Here is a 23,208-nt window from a genome sequence, read left to right as displayed (position 1 = left end):
ACTGGCGGCCCTTCAATCAAACCTCTATGCCTCTTTTGATGACCCCCATGAACGATACCGTTTCCGGCGTTTCCGCCACTCGCATCGCTGAGCTGATGCTGGCAGAGCAAGCGCGATATGCCACCACCCATTCCCGCTCGAGAGAGTTGTATACCCAAGGGAAAAGCAGTTGGCTTTATGGCGCTCCATCGCACTGGATGCGCCGTTGGATTGGGGGATGGCCCGTTTACATTGAAGAGAAGTTGCGCTCCTACGGCGTGCGATTTTCAGACGTTGATGGCAACGAGTATGTGGACTTTTGCCTGGGAGACACGGGGGGAATGTGTGGCCATGGACATCCTGCCGTGGTTGAGGCAATGACTCGCCAGGCATTGGTGGGCACCTCTCTGATGCTTCCAAATGGCGATGCCGAGTGGGTGGGCGAGGAGCTCAAGCGTCGCTTCAATCTGCCCTACTGGAACCTCACCACCTCGGCTACCGACGCCAACCGCGCCTGCATCCGCCTGGCGCGCATGATCACCAACCGTCCCCGCGTGCTCATCTTCTCGGGGGCCTACCACGGCAATGTGGAAGAAGCCCATGTCGAGCTCCGGGAGGGAGCGCTCCACATGCGCAATGGCCTGCACCACAACTTCTTTCCGCACGATGATCTGTCTGTCGTCGTGGAGTTCAATGACGTCGCGGCGCTAGAGGCTGCGCTGCGTAAAGGCGATGTGGCGTGCGTGCTGGCCGAACCGGCCATGACCAACTACGGGATGATCGCGCCCCAGCCAGGCTTCCATGCCGAGCTGCGCCGCCTGACGCGCGAGACCGGTACCGTGCTCGTGATCGATGAAACCCACACCATCTCCAGCGGCCCGGGCGGCGCGTCTCGCACCATGGGGCTGGAGCCGGACATGTTTGTCCTGGGCAAGGCCATCGCGGGCGGGATTCCCGCAGCGGCGTTCGGCTTGTCGCAGGCGATGGCTGAGCGTGTCTGGCAGGTGCTACCGCCCGTGCACCCTACCGTACGGCAGAGCGCGCATGCGGGTATGGGGGGCACGCTTGCGGGCAATGCACTCACGGTGACGGTGATGCGGGCCGTGCTCGGGGAAGTGCTGACCGAGGAGGCGTTCGAGCGCATGCTGGCACTGAGTGATCGTCTGCACCGTGGTGTGAACGACGCCATTGCCCGCCACGGACTGCCTTGGCATGCCACCCGGGTCGGAGCACGGGTGGAAACGCTGTTCTCTCCCGACGAACCACACAACGCGACGGAGGTGAAGCTGCACCGCAACAGCGATCTGGAGGCGTTGCTGCACCTGTACCTCATGAACCGTGGGGTACTCATCACCCCGTTCCACAACATGATGCTGTGCTGCCCGGGCACTACGGTGGAGGACGTGGACCGGCACAACAGCGCTTTCGAAGCGCTGGTTGTGGAACTGCTGGCATGAGCGCGGCAGATATTTTCAGGCTCGACGGCCGCGTGGCTCTGGTGACCGGTGGGGGACGCGGCATCGGCGCGGCCATCGCCCAGGTTTTGGCCCGCGCTGGCGCTTGCGTGATGATCGCCAACCGCACCGGCCCTGCGGGCGAAGCTATTGCCGAGGGTATCCGTGCTGAGGGCTTGCAGGCCCAGGCGATGGCATGCGACATCGGCCAGCGCGCCCAGGCCGAGGCGGCCGTCGCAACCACCGTGGCGCAGTGGGGTGCGCTCGACATCGTGGTGCACAACGCCGCCATCAACCCCTGGTGTGCGCTGGAGTCCGTGGACGATGCCGCGCTGGACCAGACCTTGGCGGTGAATCTCAAGGCCTGCTTCTGGCTCACCCAGGCGGCGCTGCCGCATCTGCGTGCTGCCGGCAAGCGCGGCGGTGGTAGGGTTCTGGTGACCTCGTCCGTCACGGGGCCACGCGTGGCCATGCCAGGCAGTGCCCCCTACGCCGCGAGCAAAGCTGGGGTCAACGGCTTCATTCGCAGTGCCGCACTGGAACTGGCCGGCGACGCAATCACGGTCAACGGCGTGGAGCCTGGCTACATCGCCAAGCAGGGTGGCTCGCTGCTTTCCGATCCCGCGCGTGCCGCGCGCATCGCCAGCTTCATACCGGTGGGCGCACTGGGTGAGCCTGAGGACATTGCACATGCCATGCACTTCCTGGCCAGCCCCGCAGCGCGTTACATCACTGGGCAGACCATCGTGGTCGATGGTGGATCCATCCTGCCGGAGAGCCCGTTCTTTAGCCAGTCACCGGCCCTCGTCTAGCCTTTAGGCTGCCGGCTCATTGGGAGAAAGCCATGGGCTGAACAGGAGATTGTTGTGTTGGATACACCGATATTGGAGCCCCGCTTTGCGGGCAAGGTTGTCATGGTGAGCGGTGCGGCCAGCGGCATTGGCGCCGCTGTGGTGGAGCGCTTGCGCACCGAGGGCGCTCAGGTCGTTGCGGTGGGCTTGCAATGGGATTTGCTGACGCAGGTCGCGCACGATTGGGGTGCCACTGCGTTGTCCTGTGACGTCACTGATGACGTGCAAGTCAAAGCGGTGGTGGCCCAAGTACTGTCGTTGTATGGGCGTCTGGATGCATTGGTTAATGCCGCAGGCATGGTGTTCAACGACGACGCGGCCAGCATTACCGATGAGGCATGGATACGTACGCTGGACGTCAATGCCACGGGAACCATGCGCCTGATGCGGGCCGTGTTGCCCGGGATGCTGGCCCGCAACAGCGGCTCGGTGGTGAACGTTGCGTCCGTGGCGGCTTTCAACGCCGGTGCTGGCATGGCGAGTTACGCCGCCAGCAAGGCGGCAGTGGTCGCGCTCACACGGTCTGCGGCCACGTCGTGCGGGCCCCGTGGCGTTCGTGTGAATGCGCTGTGTCCTGGATGGGTACGCACGCCCATGAGCGAGCGCGAGCTGCAGGACATGGCACAGGCCTGGGGCGTCACAGAGGCGCAGGCCGAGGAGCGCACGGTCGCGCGCATCGCACTGGGCCGGATGGCGAGGCCGACGGAGATGGCTGCAGCTTGTGCCTTCCTTGCCAGCGAGGACGCTTCATTCGTCAACGGTGCTGTGCTCGTGGCGGATGGGGGCGCTCGCACCCCCGCAACGGCCCGCGCAAATTGAACGCCGCAAGTGTTGCCCCAGGGCGCATGCCTGGGTGAGCACCGCGCCATCAAGCGTTAATAGCTGATCCAGTCATGGTGGGCGATGCGCCATTTGCCATCGACTAGGCGCATTGGCAATGCGCTGCGGTTCAGCGCATGCTGGCCATTGGCGCCGACATGGAAGGGTTTGTCCATCATGCCGCCGCGCCATGCTGGCATGCGTTCCAGTGCTTGCGACACAGAGGCCCTGGTGATTGGTCCGTCCATGCCCGTCAGTACGTGCACCAATGCGCGTGCGGCGATGTAGCCTCCCTGCGACAGGGAACTGGGCTCTATCTGGCGCGAGACGAGGAGACGCCTCCAGTCCGCGATCTGCATCGAGCTGCTGGACCAGGGGTCGAACTCCGCCATGGCGTAGATGCCTTCGCCTGACCAGGCACTCAGTGCCTTGGCGGTTTGAGACGTGTAGGACGCGGTGAGAAGGACAATCGGTACCTTGGTCATGGCAGGGTGGCTGGCCTTTATCCACTCCAGAGATGGTCCTTCAGGGCCCGTGTAGACCACGACCTGGCATTGTCGGGCGCTGACACGTTGCACTACGTCGGGCAGTGGGTCTTCGAGGCGGTAGATGTCCAGCGACGGCGCAGGCGCCGACATGCGACGTGACCAATCCCGGACGGTTTGCTCGAAGGCCTCGGTCATGCCTGGCAGCGCCGGGGAGATCACGCAGATCCGCTGGTGCTGCAGTACCCGGTGCGCAAAGGTTAGCGCATTGGCGGTGGACACGTAGGGGCCCGCATTCATGGGGGCGATGTGTGTCGATGCAAAGCAGGCCGGGTCCACGCCGGCACCCGGCAGGTTGAACAGCCTGGCTTGTGCATAACGGGCGTGGTTGACACCGCACTCCAGCACGCTGGAGCCGCCTGCCAGGGCAACCACACGGGGGTCGTCAATGAGCCTCGAGGCGCCCTTGTGGGCGGTCTCGGGGTTCATCTGGTCGTCGATCACGGTGTACTCGATGCGGCGCCCCTGCACGCCCCCGGCCGCATTGATGGTGTCGAAGTAGGCCCGAGCCGCCTGCACGCTGGTCGTGGACGCTCCGGGACCGCTGAGGCTGCTCACGGCGCCCACCACGATAGGGGGTTTGTCGATGGCTTGTGCATAGACGCCGCCCGCGCACAGCGCGAGCCCGGCTGTAAGAGCGGTTCGCCTCATGGTACGGCCCGCCTGGCCGCGCCCACGGGCCACAGACCGACGAGCCCCCGGGGCGCCAGCAGGCTCACCACCATGGCCACGCAACCCATGGCAATCAGGTACCAGCCGCCGGAAATGCCCAGCGACACCGCCAGCAGCTCCCGCAGGCCGAACCACACCAGTACGCCGACCACTGGCCCGCCGATCGTGCCGATGCCGCCGATCATCGTGGCGAAGAGCATCATCACCACCCAGTTGATGTCGAACGCAGAGCCGGGCACGACGAACATGCCACCCATGAAGTACACCGCGCCGGCCAGCGAGCACACGGCGCCGGAGATGACGAAGGTGATCAAGCGCACGCGCTGCACATCGATGCCGATGCTGCGCGCGGCCACCTCGTTGTCGCGCACGGCGGTCACGGCCAGGCCCAGCCGCGACTGCATCAGCAGGTACAGGCCTGCGACGGCGCCGATGCCCAGGGAGCATGCCAGCCAGAAGCTCACCTGGGCAAACTGCTCGATGTCCTCCAGCATGGACATGTCCAGCGTCAGGCCGGCACTGCCGCCGAGCGCCGGTGTCTTGGAGACCAGCAGCGTGACGATCTCGGCCACCACCCAGATCCCGATGGAAAAATACGCATCGCGCAGGCGGAACAGCGCCGGCGCGACCACCATCGCCGCCAGTGCCCCGAGCACACCCGTCACTGGCAGCACCAGGTAGGGCGAGAGGCCCGAGCGTTGCGTGAAATCAAACAGGGCGTAGGCCCCGATGCCGATGAACAGCTGGTGCCCGAGGGACAGCAGACCGCCGTACCCCGCCAGCAGGTTCCACATCTGGGCCATGCAGATGGCCAGCAGCACTTCGCTGACCAGCCGCATCATGCCGGCGTCCAGCCAGCGCGGTGCCAGTGCGGCCACCACGGTGCATGGCAGCAGCCACGCCAATACCAGGAGCAGTGGCTTTTTCATTTGCGTCCCCCCGCCAGGCCGTTGGGCTTGAACACCAGGGTCGCCAGAAACAGCAGGTGGGCGTACAGCGAGCCGGCGTTGGAGTCGATGCGCTGCCCGAAGAGCTGCGCCACGCCCAGCACCAGTCCACCGGCCATGGCGCCCCAGAACGAGCCGAGCCCCCCGATGATCACCACTTCAAAGGCGATGAGCATGCGCTCGACCCCCGAGAAGGGGGTGAACAGCGTGCGCTGCGCCAAGAGGTAGCCCGCGCCCATGGCAAAGGCCGCAGCCAGCCCCATGACCTGGCAGAAGACCCGTTCGGGCTTGACGCCCATGAGCCGCACCATGTCGGGAAAATCGGCCGTGGCGCGCACGATGCGGCCGAACTCGGTGCGCTGCAGCACCCATTGGAGGGTGGCGAACATGGCCAGGGCCAGGGCCAGCATGAGCACCGGATACACCCCCACGGAGATGCCAAGCAGGTCCATGCTGGCGCTGCCCAGGCCGCCAGCGTCCACGGCGCGCGAGTCGGCACCAAACAGCTCGACCATGCCGTTGCGCAGCAGCACCGACAGGCCGAACGTGAGCACCATGGGCGTGAGCACGTTGCCGGTTCGCACGGCGCGGTTCAGCACACAGGCCTGCAGCAGCCACCCGAACAGGTAGCCGATGGCCACCACCGGCACCAGCATGGCCCAGACGGGAACCTGACTGAACCAGCCTACCAGGAAGAAGCCGGCGTAGGCGCCCAGCACGATGAACTCCCCGTGCGCCAGGTTCACCACCCGCATCACGCCGAAGACCAGTGCCAGCCCCAGCCCGAACAGGGCATACAGCCCGCCCAGCAGCAGGCCGTTGATCAGTGTCGAAATCCATTCCATGTTCATTCATTCCCCGAAGTAAGCGGCTGTGACCTGGGCGTTGCTGACCGCAGCGCTGGCCCCCTGCAGCGTGACCTGCCCCTTGAGCAGGCAGGCCATCTGGTCGGAGACGGCGCAGGCGCGGGCCACGTCCTGCTCCACCAGCACGATGGACAGCCCCTCGCTGCGGATGCGCGAGAAGGTGCGGTAGATGTCCTCCACGACCAGGGGCGCAAGCCCCAGCGAGAGTTCGTCGCACAACAGCAGGCGCGGGTTGCTCAGCAGCGCGCGACCAATGGCCACCATCTGCTGCTGCCCGCCCGACAACTGGGTGGCGTTGCGGTGGCGCAGGTCCTTGAGCACAGGAAAGGTGTCGTACACGGCGCCGAGCGTCCAGGGCCCGGTGCGGCGGGTGAGGGTGCCCATCTGCAGGTTCTCCTGCACCGTCAGCGACGGGAACAGCATGCGGCCTTCCGGCACCATGGCGATGCCCAGGCGGGCCAGTGCCTGGGCAGGTATGCCGGCCACATCGGCACCGTCAAAGCGGATGCGGCCCTGGCGCGGTGCCATCAGCCCGGTGATGGAGCGCAGCAATGTGGTCTTGCCCGCGCCGTTGGCGCCGATGAGGGCCAGCACTTCGCCAGCCTTCAGCGAGATGCTGACGCCTGACAGCGCCTGGAAGTCGCCATAGAAGACGTTCACCGCATCGATGTCAAGCAGCGGCATTGGCAGGCACCCCCATGTAGATCTCGCGCACGATGGCGCTGTCCATGACCGTGGCCGGATGGTCCTCCAGCAGCTTGCGCCCGAAGTGCAGCACCATGATGCGGTCGGCCACCGCTCGCAGCGCCTGGGCGATGTGCTCGATCCAGACGACGGCATAGCTTTGCTTGAGTTCATGGACCAGCTCCACCATCTGGTGCACCTCGCGCTCGGTCAGGCCGCCGGCCACCTCGTCGAGCAGCAGGAGCCGCGGTTGCGCGGCCACCGCCTTGGCCATCTCCAGGCGCTTGCGGTCCAGCAGCGGCAGTGCCCCGGCCGTTTTCTGGGCCATCTTGTCCAGGCTGCAGCGTTGCAGGGCCGCCATGGCCGCCTGCGCGGCCGCATCGCCGCGCAGCCCGCCCGCAAAGGTCGCTGCAGCCAGCACGTTGTGGAACACGGTGAGATTGCCGAACGGCTGTGGCACCTGGAAGGCACGCGCCACACCCAGGCGCGCGCGCTGGTGGGCGGGCAGGCCGGAGATCACCTTGCCGTCGAGCGCGATGTGCCCTCCGTCGGCGCCCACGGTGCCCGTGAGCAGATGGAACAGGGAGCTTTTGCCGGCCCCGTTGGGGCCGATCACGCCCAGGCACTGGCCCACCGACAGATCGATATCGATCGCGTCGGCCACCACCACCTGGCCATAGGCCTTGCACAGGCCTCTGACTTGGAGTGTCACTTGGTATTCCCTCAGGAGAGTTGCGACAGCAACTCGAGCCGGCCGCCCAGCGGCAGGCCGGGGGCCAGTGCGTTGTTGACCACCGTCAGTTCGTAGGGCGACTTGGCGCCCGCCGCGGCGCGGCGCCACTGGCCTCCCGCCAGTGCGGTTTTGGCCACGCTCTTGATCGGGCTGCCCTTGAAGTCCACGCGGCCCACCAGCGTTTCCAGCGTGGTGCTCTGGATGGCATCGCGCACGGCCTTGCGGTCAAAGGGGTTGCTCGCGGTCTTGAGCGCATGCAGGCCCACCTCCCACAGCGCGTGGGCATAGCCCAGCGGCTGCGTCCACTGGTTGCCGGTGTCCTTTTCCCACTCGGCCGCGAACTCGGCGGCGGATTGCCCGGTGAGCGAAGACTTGTAGGGAAAGCTGGGCGACCACCACACCTCGGTGGACATGCCGTTGCCAGCCGCGCCGAGTGCCTTGAGTGCACTGGGGAACAGGAAGGCACCGGCAACGGTACAGATCTCCGGCTTGAAGCCCTGTTGCTGGGCTTGCTTCCAGAAGGTGGCGAAATGGCTTTCGTACATGAAGCCTGAGACGATGTGGGCATCGGCCTTCTTGAAGCCCGTGATCTGGTTGCTGAAGTCGTCGGTGGCGACCTTGAAGAACCCGCCGTTGGACTCGCGGTAGCCGGCCTTGCTCAAGGCCGGGGGCATGCCCATCAGCGGGTCGGCGAAGGCCGCACCCGGGGGGTTGTCGATGTAGAGCGTTCCCACCGCACGGTTGGTCTTCACGCTGTCCCACAGCGAGACGAAGGTCTTGACCACGTCGTCCGCACCCCAGAAGAAATGGAAGGAGAACGGAAAGCCCTTGCTGATCTTGCCGTTGCGCGCGAACAGGAAGGCCTGCCAGGGCGACATGGTGCTGACCATGGGAATGCCATGCACGTCGCACAGCTGGCCCGCCGGGGTGGACGCATCGCCGTCCTGCACCAGCATCAGGTCGACCTTTTCGCGCAGCACAAGCTCGCTGGCCACCTGCACCGAGCGGTTCGGGTCGGACTGGTTGTCGCGCAGCAGGATCTCCACGGGTACCTTTTGTCCACCGACGTCGAGCCCGTTCTTGAGCCGCTCGCGCAGCTTGGCCAGGTGCCATTGGTCGGCGATGCCGAAGGGCGCGCGCGGTCCGGAAAGGGCCGTGATGTAGCCGATGCGCAGGGTCTTGGCCTGCGCGATGGCAAAGCCCGGAATGCTGCTGGCAGCGGTCCATGCCAAAGACTTCTTCAGGAACCGGCGTCGCGGTGCGGCAGAGGGGGTGGGGGTGATCAGGTCGTTCATGGTGAGGCTCCAGGGATGGCAATCAGGGATGCGAGGGAATGGGAAAGGCGCCGGTGAATTTCGACAGCGTGCGGGCGATCAGCCCAGGCTCCATGCCTTGGGTGATGAAGACGAGGAGAGAACGGCGGTCCGCGCCGGGCCAGGCCGGCAGCGACTCGGGCGGATGGATCAGGTGCTGGGCGGCATGCACCACCCGTGGGCGCTCCGGGTCTTCGGCGATGTGGATCAGGCCCTTGAAGCGCAGCATCTGTTCGCCGCGCAGGGCCGCCAGCAGTTCGAGCCAGTGGCTGAACGCTGCGCCCTTCACCGGCTCGTCGATGGCGAAGCATTCGGTGGTGATGTCGCTGGCGTGGGACAGATGCTGGCGGGATGGGGCGGACAGCCGCGCGCCGCCACGGCCTGGGTTGCCCAGCAGCAGCCAGCCAGGGCGCTGGCCCCGGGGGGCGTGCAGGCGGTCTTTCAGCGCCAGGAACGCGTGACCCAGGTGGAACAGGTGCTCGGAGTCCAGTTCGCCGCGCACCACCCGGCGCAGCGGCGCACTCGCGTTGATGCACGCGAGCTGCTGTGTCAGGGGTTGAAGGTCGCGTGCGCCAGCCAGATCGGTCTTGGTCAGCAGCAAGGTGTCCGCCATGGCCACCTGCCGGCGGGCCTCTTCGTGCCGCTGCAGCGTGGCGGCGCCGTTGCAGGCGTCCACGGTGACGGCCACGCCCTCCAGGCGGAAATGGCCGGCCAGAGCCTCGTGTGTAGCCAGGGTGTGCAGCAAGGGCATCGGGTCCGCCAGGCCCGTGGTCTCCACCACCACCCGGTTGAACCGTACTGCGCCCTGCTGGCGACGTGCGTGCAGATCGGCCAGGGTGCGCGCCAGGTCCTCGCTGACCGAGCAGCACACGCAGCCGTTGGGCAGCACCTGCACATTCGGCGCCACGTGCTGTACCAGCAGGTGGTCCAGGCCCATTGCTCCCAACTCGTTGACGATGACGGCGGTGTCCTGCCATTCGGCACGCTGCATGAGCTGGTGCAGCAGCGTGGTCTTGCCGCTGCCCAGAAAGCCCGTCAGCACGATGACGGGAACGCGCGGGTCGTCCGTCATGCGGTCGCTCCATGGACACAGCGGCCCTCGAACCAGGTCTGCAGCACCTCTGTGGCACCCAGCTGGCCCGGGTCCACGTCGAACAGCAGGGTGTCCAGGATGGCCAGGTCGGCAGACTTGCCCACTTCGATGGAGCCGGTCAGGTGCGCCAGGCCGGTGGCCTTGGCTGCGTTGATGGTGTAGGCCCGCAGCGCCTGCTCCACGCCAATCGCTTCTTCGGGACACAGGGCGCCGTCCAGGCGGCCCGTAGGATCACGGCGCGTCACCATGCCTTGGATGGACGGCCAGGGACTGGGGTCCGGGACCACGGGCCAGTCGGATCCCCCGGCGACCAGCGCGCCGGCGTCGATGAGCGAGCGGATCGGCGCGATCCGGTCCACCAGCGGTTGGGGCACCGCGCTGCGGATGGCCTCGATGATCACGCTGGGAAACCACAGCGGGGGCGACAGATCGGCCACCACATCGAGCTCGGCAAAACGCGGGATCTCTGCCGGATCGACGAAGCTGGCGTGGGCGATCTGGTGGCGCAGGCCGGGACCATTGAAGCTGCGCAGCACATCGATGGCATCGAGCGCAGCACGCGTCGATGCGTCACCCGTGCAGTGGATCTTGACGCGGATTCCCCGGCGCTCACTGTCGGCCAGCACCTTGGCCAGCTGCGGCACGGTCAGGGTGGTGCCGCCGCGAAAGCAGCAGCCGTGCACGGCGTCGGGCAGGTAGGGTTCCAGCATGGCGGCGGTGCGCGAAGTGGGCACGCCGTCCAGGAAGATCTTGCCCGCATCGGGCATGAAGTGCCTGCTGCGGAACTGCTCGCGCAGGGCCAGCAACTCTTCGCCGGCTTCGCCGGGTGCCAGCGGCGCTTCGGTCACGGGGACGGAGCCCACGACCCAGGCACTCAGGCGCCCCTGGTCTTCCAGCGCTTTCACCGCGCGCAGCACCGCGCGGGTGGTGAGGGCTTCCTGCATTCCGGTCACGCCGCAGGCGTTCAGCCTTTTGATCGCGTGCGCGGCTGCCTCCACGTCCAGATGCGGGGTTGCATCCATGGCCTTGGCAAGCGCGATCTCCACCAGGCTGCAAGCGGCTTCCAGGAGCAGCCCGGTGGCCGCGCCGGTGGCCGGGTCGCGCACGATCCGGCCGTTGGTCGGGTCCGGCGTGCCGTCCTGTATGCCGGCGGCCTCCAGGGCGGCGCTGCTGACGAACCGGTTGTGGTGCGAATCGTCGCGCAGCATCACGGGGCGGCCGCCGGCCGCTTCGTCGAGCCGTTGGCGTGCCTTCTGGTCGAGCTGGCCCATCAGGGACGAGCCCCATATGCCGCCCACGATCCATTCCCCCGGTGCCTTGCCCGCGGCCGCATCGCGCACGGCCGCAAGCACCTGGTCGAGGCTGAAAAAGGGCGGTACGAACATTTCGTAGAGCTCAGCGCGGCCAGCCCAGACGAAGTGGTTGTGCACGTCCAGCAGCCCGGGGACCACCATGGCGCCAGGCAGGTCGACCACGCGTGCGCCGGGCAGTGCAGCCCTGGCCTCCTGCAGCGTGCCGATGGCGACGATGCGGCCTTCGTGCACAGAAATTGCTTCGACCCAGGGGCGCTCAGCCGACATGGTGCAAATGCGCGGGTGGTGGAGGATCAGCGTGGGGAGCGGAGATTTGTCAATGTGCATGGAAGGGATGTGTGGAAGTCAATGGGATGGGGCGAGGGAATCCACCGTTGCGGGCGCCGGTGCAATCGCTAGGCTTGGGACTCGCAATGGCCGTTGGCCGGTAGGCGCACTGATCTAGTGCGCGAATCCATGGCGCACGGCGTTGAACAATTTTTTCTATGCGTAACAGTCCCTCTGCGTTTCTGAGCAAGCCCGATGAGTTGCTGTTGGATCTCTACGCCGGTGCTGCGCAACCTTCTCGCTGGACGCAGTCGCTGGACCGCTTGTGTCTGTCCACGGGCGCATGCTCTGCCGTGGTACAGGCGTTTCGTTTCGAGCAGGGTCGCGCCCGCATCCTGTGGGCGGCGCGTGATTCGCGGACCCTGGCTGGTCTGGCGACCGAGCCCCGTGGGCTGGCTGATGGAGACAATCCGCGACTGAACTTCCATCGCGCCTTGCGCGGACTGGACCGCGTAGCGGGGGATGAAGTGCTTTTTGACCCTGGTGATGAGGCCCGGCCTATGCTGGAGCAGCGCTTGGCCACGTTGGGCCTGGGGCGTTTCATGGGCACGCTGCAGGACGTGGGTCGTGGCGTGTACCTGAGCCTTGCCCTGCACCGCTCCGTGGAGGACTGCGAGGAATTCGACGAGCAGCACATCAATCGCCTGGCCAATCTCGCCCCCCACCTCGGACAGGCCTTCCTGCTCACGGAGCAGCTGACCGCGTCGCTGGAACGGGACGACCGCCTGCGCGAGCTGATGGATTGCCTGCGCTTTGGCATCGTGCTGAGCGACGAAAGAGGGCGTGTCCAATGGTCGAATCGGCATGCTTTGGCCTTGCTGGGCGCCGACGCGGCACTCACACTGCGTGGTGAATCCCTGCATGGACGCAGTGCTGAAGAAACCCACAGGCTGCTGCGCCAGCTTTCGGACGTGAGAAACGCGCCTGGGCAGGAAGCGGGCTACATCCGTATGGGGCAGGGGGCAGGGGCCTTGCATGTGGCCGTCCAGGCGTCGAACGGTCCGGGCACGCTGGTGTTGGTCATCTCGTCCGCAGACCAAGCGCTGGACCTCCCGTCCGGCGCGCTCGAGAACCTGTTCGGGTTGACACCCACGGAAGCACGGCTGCTTGCTGCGTTGGCAACTGGAAGTTCGGTGGAGGACTATGCAGTGCATCGCGGGGTGTCCGTGGGGACAGCGCGCGTGCAACTCAAGCAGATCCAAGCCAAAACTGGCCAGCATCGCCAATCGGATCTCGTCCGCTTGGTGCTGTCGTCCGCAGCTGCGCATCTGTCCGGTTCCTACAGGTCTTGAGACCATTTAATTCAGAACGTCCAGGCCGCGCGCACGGCGAACTGCGTGCCCTGAGTTCGATTGCGGGCGCCAAATTCCTTGTAGACGTGGGCCCAGACAAGTGGCCAGTCCGAACCCAGTTCGAAGAAGCTGACGGTGGGGCCCAGTGCCACCACACGCGAGCGGTTGCCATCCTGGAAGCGGGCCCCATTGGCCTTGTCATCCGTCAGCTGCTTGTACAGATAGCCACCGACCCCGAAGGTCCAAGCTCCTGCATGCTGGCCCACGGCGAAGTCGTGCTGGTACTCCATGCCCGAGCGGTACTGCGTGTCCTTGTTCTTGCCGTGCACATTCACCTGGATGTTGGACGACACCTCGAACCCGCCCGGTGTGATGTAGGTGAATGCAAAGGTTGGCGATGCCGTCCAGTGGTTGGTGCCGGCGTTGATGATCCGGGTGCGGTCATAGGAGCCGGTGGGCAATTGCAGTTCCACCCGCGCGTTCATGAACACGCCGGGCGAGGGGGTCCACTTGACGATCACGGGCGCGACCTGCACATCGCCGATCGCGCGGTTCTCCCCCCGCAGGTCCAGCGGTCCGACGGGCGTGGGGACCGTCAGGCGGTTCTGCATGTCCAGGTAGGGCACGACAGCGGAGAAGCCGTAGGTGCCGCCCAGCAGCGGGGTGTCGGTTATCTTCACCACGGCGGCACCGACGCTGCTAGCGCGGATCTTGATGCCCACGGGGGATGCGTTGCCGTTGGTGTCCTTCAGCCGTGTGGCGCTGTACTGGGCTGCTCGTACGCCCACGGTGGCCACGTCGGAGGGCGGAGGCAGCATGCCGGCGCCGAATTCGAATACACCGATGGGGGTGATCGGCGCGCCGTTCTCGACGGCGTGTGCCGCACAGGCCAGGCTCAGGGCGCTGGCCGACACCAGGTATTTGCGCAGGGTCAGGGATGCGATGTGCATGGAAGTCGTCTCTTTGTTCAGGGGTGGATGAAAGCGTTGATCTGGGGTTTGAGGTTAGGGATCTGGTGCCGCGGCATCACCTACCAAACGGGATAGAGCGCGCTAAGGGTTTGTGCGGGTGCTTCCGCTCAGCGCCAACGCCGCCGCCCTGCGCTGGTGCGCGTACGCGCAATCCAGCGCGTGAGATGGGCTCAGTTCGGTGCGGTGCAGCCCTATGCCTGCCCTGGCCTGGTGCATGGATTGGGATTGCGGCGACCCGCAATCACGATTGCACTGCCTCGGTAAAAGGGGCTCGCATGGATCCGGCAAGCACCTCAGTCAGGCCATCAGGACGTCAGGGAGGAATGCGGCCAGGCGCACAGTGCAGACCACACTGGCGCAGCCATAAAAAAAGCCATCGCCGATTGCGGGCGATGGCCATGGATGGGGTCGAATGCCTGGCCTGTCAGTCCAGGTAGAAGCCGGATGCCTTGACGATGGGAGCCCATACCGCAGCGCCGGCTTCCTGGGCCGTGCGCAGTTCTGCAGGGGAGCTTGGTTTGGGCTGCAGGCCAATGGCCATCAACCGCGCATACACATCACGCTCAGCCAGCACCTTGCGCAGCGCGGTGTTCCACTGCGCAATGGCTGCAGGCGACGTGGCGGCCGGTGCATACAGGCCGTACCAGCCTTTCACCTGGGTTCCCGGATAGCCGCTCTCCGCAAAGGTAGGCACATCCGGGAGAAGCGGTGCGCGCTCGCGGCCCGACACTGCCAGCACCTGCACCTTGCCGTTGCGGTGCATCTCCAGCATGTCGCCTAGGGTGTTGATGCCTGCTGGAACATGGCCGCCCGCCATGGCGGTGACCAGGGGTGCACCGCCCTGGAAGGGCACGTGCACCATCGGCAACTGCGTGACCTGGCCCACCAACAAGCCGAAGAAGTGCAGGGGGCTGCCTGCCGCAGGCGAGCCGAAGCTGGCGCGCTCCGGCGACTGGCGCGCCCACTTCACGAAGTCTGGCAAGGTCTTGGCGCCAGCGACACTGCCGGCCGCCAGGACATACGGAAACTCCGCCACCATGGAGATGGGAGCGAGATCGGACACCGTGTACGCGAGCTTGCGAAAGACCAGGGGATTGGTGACCGTGAGCGCCTCGGGCGCCAGCATCACCACGCTCCCGTCGCCCGGAGCGGACTTGAGCGCGGCTGCGGCGATCCGCCCGCCTGCGCCGGGCCGGTTGTCCACGATCACGGGGCGGCCCAGCTGGGCCGAAAGCTTTTCGGTGAGCAGGCGCGCAACAGCGTCGGCCGAGCCGCCCGCGGGGAAGCCGACGACGATGCGGGCGGGCGCATCCGCCGACTGCGCCCAGGCGGCCGGCACGGCACATGCCGCAGCCAGGGCGATGACCAGGCTGCGGCGCAGGCAGGGGAGGGAAGTGGGATCGGGCATGGCGCTGTCCTTCGCTGTAGGGGTGGGGCTGCAAGCTGCATGGCCGCTTAGCCGGAGCCCAGGTTATCCCTGCGAAGAACGCACCGTTATCGAAATCCTGCAAATGTGGTTGCGCCTGTTGCATGTGCGCAGAACCCCCGCCTGCACGCTTGCGGCGGCTTTTATGCGGGGCTACGCTTGGTTTCCGCACCGTCTGCGCCATCCCTTGCCATCGCCATGAACTGGACATCGCCCTATCCCTCGCACCGCACGCCGACCCTTGCGCGCAACACCGTGACCACCACGCAGCCCCTGGCGGCCCAGGCCGGGCTGCGTGTGCTGCAGGCAGGTGGCAACGCCGTGGACGCGGCCTTGGCCGCCGCCATCACGCTCACAGTGGTGGAGCCGATCATGAATGGCATTGGCGGTGATCTCTATGCGATGGTGTGGGACCAGGGGAGGCTGCACGGCTTGAACGCGACGGGCGCTGCGCCCGCCGCGTGGAGCCCACAGCGGTTTGCAGGCCTTTCGCAGATGCCGCGCAACGGTTGGGATGCGGTCACCGTGCCAGGCCAGGTGTCTGGCTGGCGCGCCCTGTCGGAGCGTTTTGGTCGCTTGCCATTCGAGCGCCTTTTCGAGAGCGCCATCGACTATGCGGACAACGGATTCGCGGTGTCGCCTTTCATCGCCTCGGTCTGGCCTATGCTGGCCAGTCTGGTGCGTGGCCAGCCGGGCTTTGACGCGGCCTTCCTGCGCGAAGGGCGCGCACCGGTGGCTGGCGAATGGTGGCGCTTTCCCGACCAGGCCAGGACACTGGCCGACATCGCAGCCACGGGCGGCGAGTCCTTCTATCGCGGGGCCTTGGCCGAGCGCATTGCCGCCCATGCACGCGCAACGGGCGGTGCACTGACCGAGGCAGACCTGGCTGCCCAGCAGCCGCAGTGGGTGACACCTGTGGCACAGCGCTACCGTGGGCTCACCTTGCATGAGATTCCACCCAACGGGCAGGGTATTGCCGCACTCATGGCGTTGGGAATTCTTGAGCATTTCGACATGCGCGCGGCCGGACTGGATACCGCAGGCGCGGCTCACCTGCAGATCGAGGCAATGAAGCTCGCCTTCGCAGATCTGCATGCGCATGTGGCCGACCCTGGGCATATGAGGTGCACCACCGAGGAGTTGCTGGACCCGGACTATCTTGCACGGCGCGCACGCTTGATCGACCCGCACCGTGCCCAGGCGCCAGCACCCGGTGCGCCCAGGTCCGGGGGTACCGTCTATCTCGCTGCGGCAGATGCCGATGGCATGATGGTCTCGCTGATCCAGTCCAACTACTATGCCTTCGGATCGGGGGTGGTGGTTCCGGGAACCGGGATAGCACTGCACAACCGGGGGTGGAACTTCAGCCTGGAGCCGGGCCACCCCAACCAGGTGGCGCCAGGCAAGCGCCCTCTGCACACCATCATCCCGGGCTTTGTCACCGACTCCGCGGGTGAACCATTGATGGCGTTCGGGGTGATGGGGGGATTCATGCAGGCCCAGGGGCACGTGCAGATGCTGTCGCGCCTGGCCGACTTCGGGCAGGTGCCCCAGGCGATGAACGATGCGCCGCGCTTCATGGTCTCGCCGGTGGACCATACCGTGAAGCTGGAGACCCACATGCCGGAGGCGGTCGCACAAGGCCTGCGGGAGCGGGGGCATGCCGTGCAGGCGCTTCCCACGGGGCACCTTGACTTTGGCGCGGCCCAGATCGTTCAACGTGCGCAGGGCTACTACGTCGCTGCTTCCGATGGCCGCCGCGATGGCCAGGCGGTGGGTTACTGAAGGGCGGCCTGCCCGTGCGCCGGCGCGATGTGCCAGCGCTTCAGGAGCCGGCCGTAGTCGGGTGCGCCGTGAAGGTCGCGGATGAACGCATTGAGTTCCTCGCGCATGGTGTCGGCGCCGGGGTCACCGCAGACCCCCACCGTGTAGTGGAACACCGGGTCGGTTGGCGCAGCCGCCTGCACCTGCAGCCGGCCCGACCAGGGGCTGTCGGGTGCTGCGCAGACCCAGCCGGCCATGGTCTGCTCCAGCAGCAGGGCATCCACCCGGCCCGCGCACAGCGCATCGAACACTTCGGTGAGGGATGGAAAGACCAGCAGGTTCTTCAGCCGGTGGGCATCGGCCTGCGGCTTGTCGCGGCCCCAGTGGACACCATGGGCATGCAGGAGATCGGGCACGGCCGGGTCCGGCATGGCGCCCAGCGTGTACCCGGCCAGCGAGCCGATGTCGGTGAAGCGCGCCTCGCCTTGCCTGCGAACCAGCACATAGCGAAAGTGCACATAGGGCTCGGAAAACGCCACGCGATGAAAGATGGGGGCGGGCACCAGGGCGCTCCACATGACGTCTGCTGCAGCGCCCGCGGGCGCGCCGGCCATGAGCAGCCAGGGGCATTCGAGCCACGGGCGTTCCACGAACTCCACGGCCACCCCCAGCCTCCGGGCGAATGCGTGTGCCAGGTCGACGTCCAGGCCCCGTGGCTGGGATGCACCCCGGGCGCGAAAGCTCATGCCCCAGGCACGCGGCTCTATGGCGACCCGCAGCACGCCCCTGCCCCGCACGGAATCGAGCACGGAGACGCTGCTTCCTGTGGGGGCCCCGATGCGCTGCGCCGCGGCTGCCAGCGCACAGGGGCCGTGGCAGGCCTCTTGCATCTGCGTGCAGCCTTCGCCGGCAATCTCCAGCACACGGCGGCCTCGCTCGATGGCGTCGCGCGCATTGGCCAGCATGTCGGGTATTGCGCGCGTATGCGCCTCGATTTCGTCCATGCGCAGCGCCATGTCGCTCTGGCTGGTAGACACGGAATAGAGTGCGCTGGAGATGCGCTGGTCGGCATCGCCGATGCTGTGCGCCAGCGTGGTGTTGAACTGTGCGAAGCTGGCGCGAAACGGAGAAAAATCGAGCAACTGGGCCACCTGCCGGGCGTCAAGCGAGGATCGCTCTGCCAGGTTGCGCATGCGGGTGGCAAGCACACCGAAGGCCTGGCCCGCCTCGCCACCGTGTGCCGCTTGTATGCCGCTGTTGATGGCCAGCAAGGACAGCTCGCTACTTGAGCGCTCTATGGTTTCCATGACAGCACCAATGCGCTCCATGCGCTTGTCCAGATCGGCTGACAGCTGCGTGAGCGAGTCAATGGTCTGGTGCGAGAGCGCGGAGAGGCGCTCGGTGCTGGCCAGTGTCTTTTCCTGCGCAGCTTGCAGGGACTGCTCCATCGTGGTGCGCATCGCCTCGAGTTCCTCGATCACCGTCCGGGAGCGGCTGTCTATTTCGGTGAACACGTCGTCCAGGGCATCGTGGCTGTCCGCGGTGTACTGCAGGAGCGCCACGGTGCGTCCCAGCGCCCGCTCCAGTTGGCCACCGAGCAGTGGGCCGGGCGCGCCTGCGGGATCGAGGGCCGTGGAGGGCTCGCGTACGGTGCGGGAGCGGGAAAAAAAGGGGATGTGCACGGCGAATGGAAAGTAGGAAGCGGAGGCAAAGCCTGGCGGACCGCCGCGATGGGTACCGCTGGGTCCTCGACGATAGGTGCGGCCCCTGTGCTGGCGCTATCGAATTCCTGCAATCTTGCCGAGTACGTGGACAGGGCGGGGCCCGGCTGGCACGGCCTGTGCATTGGTTCACGGCACTTTCCGCCTGTCTCGGCACGCGGTTGTTGCCGCCGGGGATTAGGGTTTGCGCGAGGTGGTTCTTGCCACACCTTCCCTGATATTCCAGGCGGCAGTGCCTGTGATCAGGCAATCCTGTTCAGGAGGCCATTGTGGCAAGTACCCCTTTCGAAAACTGTTCTGTTCCCGATGAAAGACTGTCGCCCGCTGCGTGGCATTGCTGTGCCGACACGGCGGATGTCGAAGAGCATGCGGGTTCGCTGCCGGAGTGGGCTTTGCAGTACGAACAGTTGTCGGAAGGCGCCTTCCATGGCCGTGTGGAACAGATTCACCTGCCTGGTGCCTACATGGTCAAGGAAACCATGAACCGATCGGTGCGCCAGCGTGGCGAAATAGGCCGCGATATGTATGGGTTCGCATTGGTGCTGCAGTCCGGCAGCGAGGCCATATGCAACGGTCAGCGCCTCGATTCGAACGCGCTACTGGTCGGGCGCGGCGATGACCTGGATCTGTGCAACACCACCGCTTCTCAGATCGGCGCATTGTCCGTGGACTGTGACTATGTCAACGACGTATCGCTGCGCATCTTTGATCGCCCCTTGGCTTCGTGGCTGAGCCAGCAGGTCGTAGTGGGTGTGGGCAACTGCGTTGCCGATGGCTTGCGCACTCGCCTCAACGGTGCCCTGCGCGATGCAGAGTCCAGCCTCCGACATGGTAATAGTGATGAATCTGTCCTGGAGCGGATCCGCGACGACATGCTGCTGGCCTTTCTGGATGCGTTGCCGTGGGAAACGGACACGTCGCATTTGAAATCGATCGCCTCGCGCCGCCGCGTCGTCAATCGAGCGCGGGAAATGATGCTGGACAGACCTGACAGTCCGCCCTCACTGCTGGAGGTGTGCCGCCATGTCGGTGCCAGCCACCGAAAACTCAACTATTGCTTTCAGGAAGTCTTGGGCATGAGCCCTGCGCGGTACCTGCGGGTATTGCGCTTGAATGGTGTGCGGCGCCAACTCCGGTCAGAGCTGGATCTGCGCCTTGGCGTACAGGATGTAGCGGCATTGTGGGGCTTCTGGCATTTGGGGCAATTCTCCGCAGACTACAAGCGGCAGTTCGCGGAACTTCCCTCGCACACACTCAAATCCAGTAGGACGCGCCCAATTCCTGGGTGACACCCACGTGCTTCTCAAGGATGCATTCATGCGCTAGGTGAAGGCGCATCGGGCTCTTCGGGTGGAGTGAAAAAGCTGACTTCCTTGAGCACACTACGGGCCATTTCGACAATTGTCTCTACGCCGGCCGTGCGTCTCTCAGCCAGGAACGAAACATAGTAAGAAATGGACGGAAGTGGTGGAACGGCATCCACCAGCTTCAGCCGGCCTTGTCTCAGCGGTTCTGCGACAAGGGGAATCGGCATGGCTGCCATGGCATGTCCTTCCAGCACCGTTTTCATGATCATCGCAAGCGAGTTGCACGTGTTGAGGCGGTGCAGGTCGGTACCTGATTGCGCAAGCCAGTTGCGCGCGACATGATGCAAGATGGATGGCTGCGGGGTGATGATCAGCGGGACATTCTCCGCGTCACGGGGCGTGAATGGCGTGTCCGGTCGTTCCATCTCAATGCTGGCAATCCACGCCACCTGAACTTCGCCCAAGAAGCTGTCGATCACGTGAGGCCGCAGTGCAGGCGTGGTTTGCAGGGCGATGTCCAGCTCCCGCCGGTTCAACTTCTCGTTGAGTACCTTGCTGCGATCAATCGTCAGATCAACCCGCAGGGAAGGGTACCTGGCGCGCAGTGCCTGCAGCAGTTCGGACATGCCTGCGGTCGCTGACGATTCGTCCGCACCCATTCGCAGAACACCATCCAGTGGGGGGATGTCCTGCGTGCCTGCCATTTCCATTTCCGCCCCAAGCTGCAGCATGCGTTGGGCATGCTGCAACAGATCGCGTCCTGCGGGCGTGAGCTCCACACCCTGTTGGCTGCGGGTGAGAAGTCCCAGTTCAAGAACTTCCTCGAGCTCTTTTACCCGGGCTGTGATTGCTGGTTGGCTCACAAACAGGTGCTTTGCCGCTGCGGCAACCGTGCCGAGCGTTGCGGCCCAGTAGAAGGCTTCCAGTTGTCTGAGCGTGATGTGCAGCATCAGGAAAGTTTATAGCCAGGGGTCCGAATTCGTGACTATTCCGTGACGGGGGAAGTACCTAGAGTGCATCACATCTCAACAGCACTCATGTAATTCAAATGTTCATCCTGAATCCTCTCCCAGACCAAGTGGCCCCAGCGTTGATCGAGCTGCTCGTTTCGGCGGAACCCGCCGTTATCGGCCACTTTCGCCACACGGGCTTCATGTCACCTGCGATTCGCGCGCATTTCCAAGACCGTCGCATTGCAGGCACGGCGGTCACCGTTCGCATCCCGGGGATGGATGGTTCCATGGTCCACTACGCAGTGGGACAGGCCCGGCCGGGCGACATTCTGGTTTTTGATCGTTGCGGGGACGAAACCATCGCGACCATGGGCGGCGCAGTTGCCTATGCGGCGAAGAAGGCTGGCGTAGCCGGCATCATCGTGGATGGCTTGGTCACGGATCTGGGAGAGCTGCGGCAGTATGGAGTACCGGTCTGGTCCAAAGGAACGTCTGCCGTGACCGTCAAGACCTTGGGGCTGGGAGGTGAGTTCTGCGTACCCGTGACCTGTGGCTCGGTGGCGGTGCGCCCAGGGGATGCCATCCTTGCCGACGAGAACGGCGTCTTGGTGCTGCCTGCTTCGGACATCGAGAGCAGTGCCCGCCGTGCACTGAAGATGATGAGCGACGAAAAGCAGACCCTCCAGCGCCTTGATAAGGGAGAGAAGTATCCGGACATCGTCGGCACTTCGGTGGTGATCGCCAAGATGATGGAGTCGAAGGCATGAACCGGGTGGAGCAGCTACTGGCTGGCGGCTTCCCCAGCCTTCTGTCGTTGTCCGAAATGCTGCGCAAGCGCTTGTGCAGTTCCGTGGACCTCACCGAATACGCGTTGACCCGCATCGGGGCGTTGAATGAACAGCTGCACGCCTTTGTCGCTGTCTATGCCGAAGAAGCGCTCCAGGCGGCCCATGCGGCGGACAGACTTCTGCAGGCTGGCCACTGGCTTGGGCCTTTGCATGGCGTACCAGTCGCCCTGAAGGACAACATCGACATGCGCGGGCGGCCCAGCATGAATGGCTCGCCCCTCCTGGCGGCACGCCTAGCGGAGCAGGACGCCTGGATTACGCGGCGCCTGCTGGCCGGCGGCGCCGTGATTGTCGGGAAGACCCACATGGTGGAGTTCGCATTGGGCGCCTGGGGGGCGAATGCGTACATGGGCGCTCCTCGCAACCCATGGGGGCGCACGGAGCACCTCAGCCCTGGCGGATCGAGCAGCGGATCTGCTGTGGCCGTCGCCTCTGGCATGGTGCCGTTGGCCGTCGGCACCGATACTGGTGCATCGGTGCGGGTTCCGGCCGCTCTGTGTGGCATCACCGGTCTTAAACCCACCATTGGCCGTCTTCGGGGAGACGGCGTGGTGCCGCTGAGCACCACGTTTGATAGCGTTGGCCTGCTTTCCAAGACGGCTGAGGATGCCGCGCTCGCATTCGCAGTCCTGACGGACGACGAGAGGTCCTATCCACCGGCGGAGAGGCTCAGCGGCCAGCAGCCAAGCCTCGGCGGCCTGCGGGTGGGAGTGCTTGGCGAGGAGAATTTGGAGGGGCTGCAGCCTGAGATCCTGCGTTCCTATCAAAGTGCGGTGGAGCTCTTCCGGGAGCATGGAGCACACCTGAGGATGCTCAGCCTGCCGGCGAGCTTTGACGACATGGCAGACGTCCAGAGCACCATCATGCTGTCCGAGGCTGCCGCCAGTTGGGGTCACTTGGCCGCCGACGAGTCTTTGAAGATGGATCCTTCGGTACGTCCGCGCATACTTGCCGGTGCTCGGATCGGTGGCGCCCAGTACGTTCAGGCGGGCAGACGGCGCGAGGCATTGAAGCGGGCTTTCAATGAGTCAATGGGTGATCTGGATGTGTTCCTGACACCGACAACCCAATGGACTGCCAGACCCCTGTCCACAGCAGACCACAGCAAGCCCCCCGTGAGGTATGCCCGCATCGGGAATCTCTTGGACCTGTGCGGTATTTCCGTGCAAATGGGCGAAGACGACAACGGGTTGCCCATTGGATTGCAGATCGGTGGACCGACCAACGCCGATGAACGCGTGCTCCAGGTGGCCCGCAGCTTCCAATCCCGCACGGCATGGCATCTACGCCGCTGGCAGGCGTAGCCCATCCGACGAATTCGCAGACCTTC

General features: G+C 65.3%; 20 protein-coding genes. 8 read left to right on the top strand and 12 right to left on the bottom strand.

The window, feature by feature from the left end; genetic code table 11:
- The first annotated feature begins 26 nt into the window (after positions 1 to 26).
- The 3 genes from IB243_RS17595 to IB243_RS17585 are packed head-to-tail and all read left to right on the top strand — an operon-like array spanning position 27 to position 3,103.
- Positions 27 to 1,436: a transaminase gene (locus IB243_RS17595; RefSeq protein WP_370540365.1), complete on the top strand. Its 1,410-nt coding sequence runs from the start codon at positions 27 to 29 to the stop codon at positions 1,434 to 1,436.
- Entirely contained in the window at positions 1,433 to 2,245 is an 813-nt protein-coding gene (locus IB243_RS17590) for an SDR family oxidoreductase (protein ID WP_192428539.1), read from the top strand. Before IB243_RS17595 ends, IB243_RS17590 begins: the two co-directional genes overlap by 4 nt.
- Positions 2,246 to 2,302: 57 nt before the next feature.
- A complete protein-coding gene (locus IB243_RS17585; protein WP_192428796.1) occupies positions 2,303 to 3,103 on the top strand; it encodes an SDR family NAD(P)-dependent oxidoreductase in 801 nt (266 codons plus the stop codon).
- 56 nt (positions 3,104 to 3,159) lie between these two features.
- Here IB243_RS17585 and IB243_RS17580 read toward each other — a convergent pair whose 3' ends face one another.
- Genes IB243_RS17580 through IB243_RS17545 form a run of 8 tightly spaced genes read right to left on the bottom strand, consistent with a single transcriptional unit; the run spans position 3,160 to position 11,596 of the window.
- Positions 3,160 to 4,299, bottom strand: coding sequence for an ABC transporter substrate-binding protein (locus IB243_RS17580; protein ID WP_192428538.1), 1,140 nt, complete (start codon positions 4,297 to 4,299; stop codon positions 3,160 to 3,162).
- Positions 4,296 to 5,249, bottom strand: coding sequence for a branched-chain amino acid ABC transporter permease (locus tag IB243_RS17575; protein ID WP_192428537.1), 954 nt, complete (start codon positions 5,247 to 5,249; stop codon positions 4,296 to 4,298). Before IB243_RS17575 ends, IB243_RS17580 begins: the two co-directional genes overlap by 4 nt.
- Positions 5,246 to 6,112 (bottom strand): branched-chain amino acid ABC transporter permease, encoded by an 867-nt coding sequence (locus tag IB243_RS17570; RefSeq protein WP_192428536.1) that lies wholly within the window; start codon positions 6,110 to 6,112, stop codon positions 5,246 to 5,248. The genes IB243_RS17575 and IB243_RS17570 overlap by 4 nt, the downstream gene beginning before the upstream one ends.
- 6 nt (positions 6,113 to 6,118) lie before the next feature.
- Complete coding sequence (locus IB243_RS17565; protein ID WP_192428535.1) at positions 6,119 to 6,817, bottom strand: ABC transporter ATP-binding protein; 699 nt, start codon at positions 6,815 to 6,817, stop codon at positions 6,119 to 6,121.
- The gene (locus IB243_RS17560) at positions 6,804 to 7,529 is read right to left on the bottom strand and encodes an ATP-binding cassette domain-containing protein (protein ID WP_192428534.1); all 726 of its coding nucleotides are present in this window, start codon (positions 7,527 to 7,529) and stop codon (positions 6,804 to 6,806) included. The genes IB243_RS17565 and IB243_RS17560 overlap by 14 nt, the downstream gene beginning before the upstream one ends.
- Positions 7,530 to 7,540: 11 nt before the next feature.
- A complete protein-coding gene (locus IB243_RS17555; protein WP_192428533.1) occupies positions 7,541 to 8,845 on the bottom strand; it encodes an ABC transporter substrate-binding protein in 1,305 nt (434 codons plus the stop codon).
- Positions 8,846 to 8,867: 22 nt separating this feature from the next.
- Positions 8,868 to 9,935, bottom strand: a complete 1,068-nt coding sequence (locus IB243_RS17550) for a GTP-binding protein (RefSeq protein WP_192428532.1) — start codon at positions 9,933 to 9,935, stop codon at positions 8,868 to 8,870.
- Positions 9,932 to 11,596: an amidohydrolase gene (locus IB243_RS17545; protein ID WP_192428531.1), complete on the bottom strand. Its 1,665-nt coding sequence runs from the start codon at positions 11,594 to 11,596 to the stop codon at positions 9,932 to 9,934. The genes IB243_RS17550 and IB243_RS17545 overlap by 4 nt, the downstream gene beginning before the upstream one ends.
- A 158-nt stretch (positions 11,597 to 11,754) precedes the next feature.
- On the opposite strand from IB243_RS17545, the gene IB243_RS17540 reads away from it, so the two are divergent.
- Entirely contained in the window at positions 11,755 to 12,888 is a 1,134-nt protein-coding gene (locus tag IB243_RS17540; protein ID WP_192428530.1) for a PAS domain-containing protein, read from the top strand.
- Positions 12,889 to 12,899: 11 nt separating this feature from the next.
- On the opposite strand, the gene IB243_RS17535 is transcribed toward IB243_RS17540, so the two are convergent.
- Together IB243_RS17535 and IB243_RS17530 are read right to left on the bottom strand one after the other, a co-directional pair.
- A complete protein-coding gene (locus IB243_RS17535; RefSeq protein WP_192428529.1) occupies positions 12,900 to 13,838 on the bottom strand; it encodes a transporter in 939 nt (312 codons plus the stop codon).
- 445 nt (positions 13,839 to 14,283) lie between these two features.
- Entirely contained in the window at positions 14,284 to 15,267 is a 984-nt protein-coding gene (locus tag IB243_RS17530) for a tripartite tricarboxylate transporter substrate-binding protein (protein ID WP_192428528.1), read from the bottom strand.
- Between the two features lie 216 nt (positions 15,268 to 15,483).
- On the opposite strand from IB243_RS17530, the gene IB243_RS17525 reads away from it, so the two are divergent.
- On the top strand, positions 15,484 to 17,070 hold the full coding sequence (locus IB243_RS17525) for a gamma-glutamyltransferase family protein (protein WP_192428527.1): 1,587 nt from the start codon (positions 15,484 to 15,486) through the stop codon (positions 17,068 to 17,070).
- Here the strand turns inward: IB243_RS17525 and IB243_RS17520 are convergent.
- A complete protein-coding gene (locus IB243_RS17520; RefSeq protein ID WP_192428526.1) occupies positions 17,064 to 18,731 on the bottom strand; it encodes a transporter substrate-binding domain-containing protein in 1,668 nt (555 codons plus the stop codon). The genes IB243_RS17525 and IB243_RS17520 overlap by 7 nt on opposite strands.
- A 308-nt stretch (positions 18,732 to 19,039) precedes the next feature.
- Here IB243_RS17520 and IB243_RS27480 point away from each other — a divergent pair, with 308 nt between their 5' ends.
- Complete coding sequence (locus IB243_RS27480; protein ID WP_192428525.1) at positions 19,040 to 20,059, top strand: helix-turn-helix domain-containing protein; 1,020 nt, start codon at positions 19,040 to 19,042, stop codon at positions 20,057 to 20,059.
- 26 nt (positions 20,060 to 20,085) lie between these two features.
- Here the strand turns inward: IB243_RS27480 and IB243_RS17510 are convergent, their stop codons facing one another.
- On the bottom strand, positions 20,086 to 21,027 hold the full coding sequence (locus IB243_RS17510) for a LysR family transcriptional regulator (protein ID WP_192428524.1): 942 nt from the start codon (positions 21,025 to 21,027) through the stop codon (positions 20,086 to 20,088).
- 98 nt (positions 21,028 to 21,125) lie between these two features.
- On the opposite strand from IB243_RS17510, the gene IB243_RS17505 reads away from it, so the two are divergent.
- Complete coding sequence (locus IB243_RS17505; protein ID WP_192428523.1) at positions 21,126 to 21,797, top strand: RraA family protein; 672 nt, start codon at positions 21,126 to 21,128, stop codon at positions 21,795 to 21,797.
- On the top strand, positions 21,794 to 23,182 hold the full coding sequence (locus IB243_RS17500; protein ID WP_192428522.1) for an amidase: 1,389 nt from the start codon (positions 21,794 to 21,796) through the stop codon (positions 23,180 to 23,182). Before IB243_RS17505 ends, IB243_RS17500 begins: the two co-directional genes overlap by 4 nt.
- The last annotated feature ends 26 nt before the right edge of the window (positions 23,183 to 23,208 follow it).

The organism is Acidovorax sp. ACV01 (genome assembly GCF_014851495.1).
Lineage (GTDB): Bacteria > Pseudomonadota > Gammaproteobacteria > Burkholderiales > Burkholderiaceae_C > Acidovorax > Acidovorax radicis.
This window is presented reverse-complemented; position numbering and strand designations above follow the sequence as displayed.

Excerpts from the sequence above, each read along its gene's own strand:
- IB243_RS17595 (WP_370540365.1), top strand. The coding sequence starts at position 27 with ATGCCTCTTTTGATGACCCCCATGAACGATACCGTTTCCGGCGTTTCC.
- IB243_RS17590 (WP_192428539.1), top strand. The coding sequence starts at position 1,433 with ATGAGCGCGGCAGATATTTTCAGGCTCGACGGCCGCGTGGCTCTGGTG.
- IB243_RS17580 (WP_192428538.1), bottom strand. The coding sequence starts at position 4,299 with ATGAGGCGAACCGCTCTTACAGCCGGGCTCGCGCTGTGCGCGGGCGGC.
- IB243_RS17575 (WP_192428537.1), bottom strand. The coding sequence starts at position 5,249 with ATGAAAAAGCCACTGCTCCTGGTATTGGCGTGGCTGCTGCCATGCACC.
- IB243_RS17570 (WP_192428536.1), bottom strand. The coding sequence starts at position 6,112 with ATGGAATGGATTTCGACACTGATCAACGGCCTGCTGCTGGGCGGGCTG.
- IB243_RS17565 (WP_192428535.1), bottom strand. The coding sequence starts at position 6,817 with ATGCCGCTGCTTGACATCGATGCGGTGAACGTCTTCTATGGCGACTTC.
- IB243_RS17555 (WP_192428533.1), bottom strand. The coding sequence starts at position 8,845 with ATGAACGACCTGATCACCCCCACCCCCTCTGCCGCACCGCGACGCCGG.
- IB243_RS17550 (WP_192428532.1), bottom strand. The coding sequence starts at position 9,935 with ATGACGGACGACCCGCGCGTTCCCGTCATCGTGCTGACGGGCTTTCTG.
- IB243_RS17545 (WP_192428531.1), bottom strand. The coding sequence starts at position 11,596 with ATGCACATTGACAAATCTCCGCTCCCCACGCTGATCCTCCACCACCCG.
- IB243_RS17540 (WP_192428530.1), top strand. The coding sequence starts at position 11,755 with ATGCGTAACAGTCCCTCTGCGTTTCTGAGCAAGCCCGATGAGTTGCTG.
- IB243_RS17535 (WP_192428529.1), bottom strand. The coding sequence starts at position 13,838 with ATGCACATCGCATCCCTGACCCTGCGCAAATACCTGGTGTCGGCCAGC.
- IB243_RS17530 (WP_192428528.1), bottom strand. The coding sequence starts at position 15,267 with ATGCCCGATCCCACTTCCCTCCCCTGCCTGCGCCGCAGCCTGGTCATC.
- IB243_RS17525 (WP_192428527.1), top strand. The coding sequence starts at position 15,484 with ATGAACTGGACATCGCCCTATCCCTCGCACCGCACGCCGACCCTTGCG.
- IB243_RS17510 (WP_192428524.1), bottom strand. The coding sequence starts at position 21,027 with ATGCTGCACATCACGCTCAGACAACTGGAAGCCTTCTACTGGGCCGCA.
- IB243_RS17505 (WP_192428523.1), top strand. The coding sequence starts at position 21,126 with ATGTTCATCCTGAATCCTCTCCCAGACCAAGTGGCCCCAGCGTTGATC.
- IB243_RS17500 (WP_192428522.1), top strand. The coding sequence starts at position 21,794 with ATGAACCGGGTGGAGCAGCTACTGGCTGGCGGCTTCCCCAGCCTTCTG.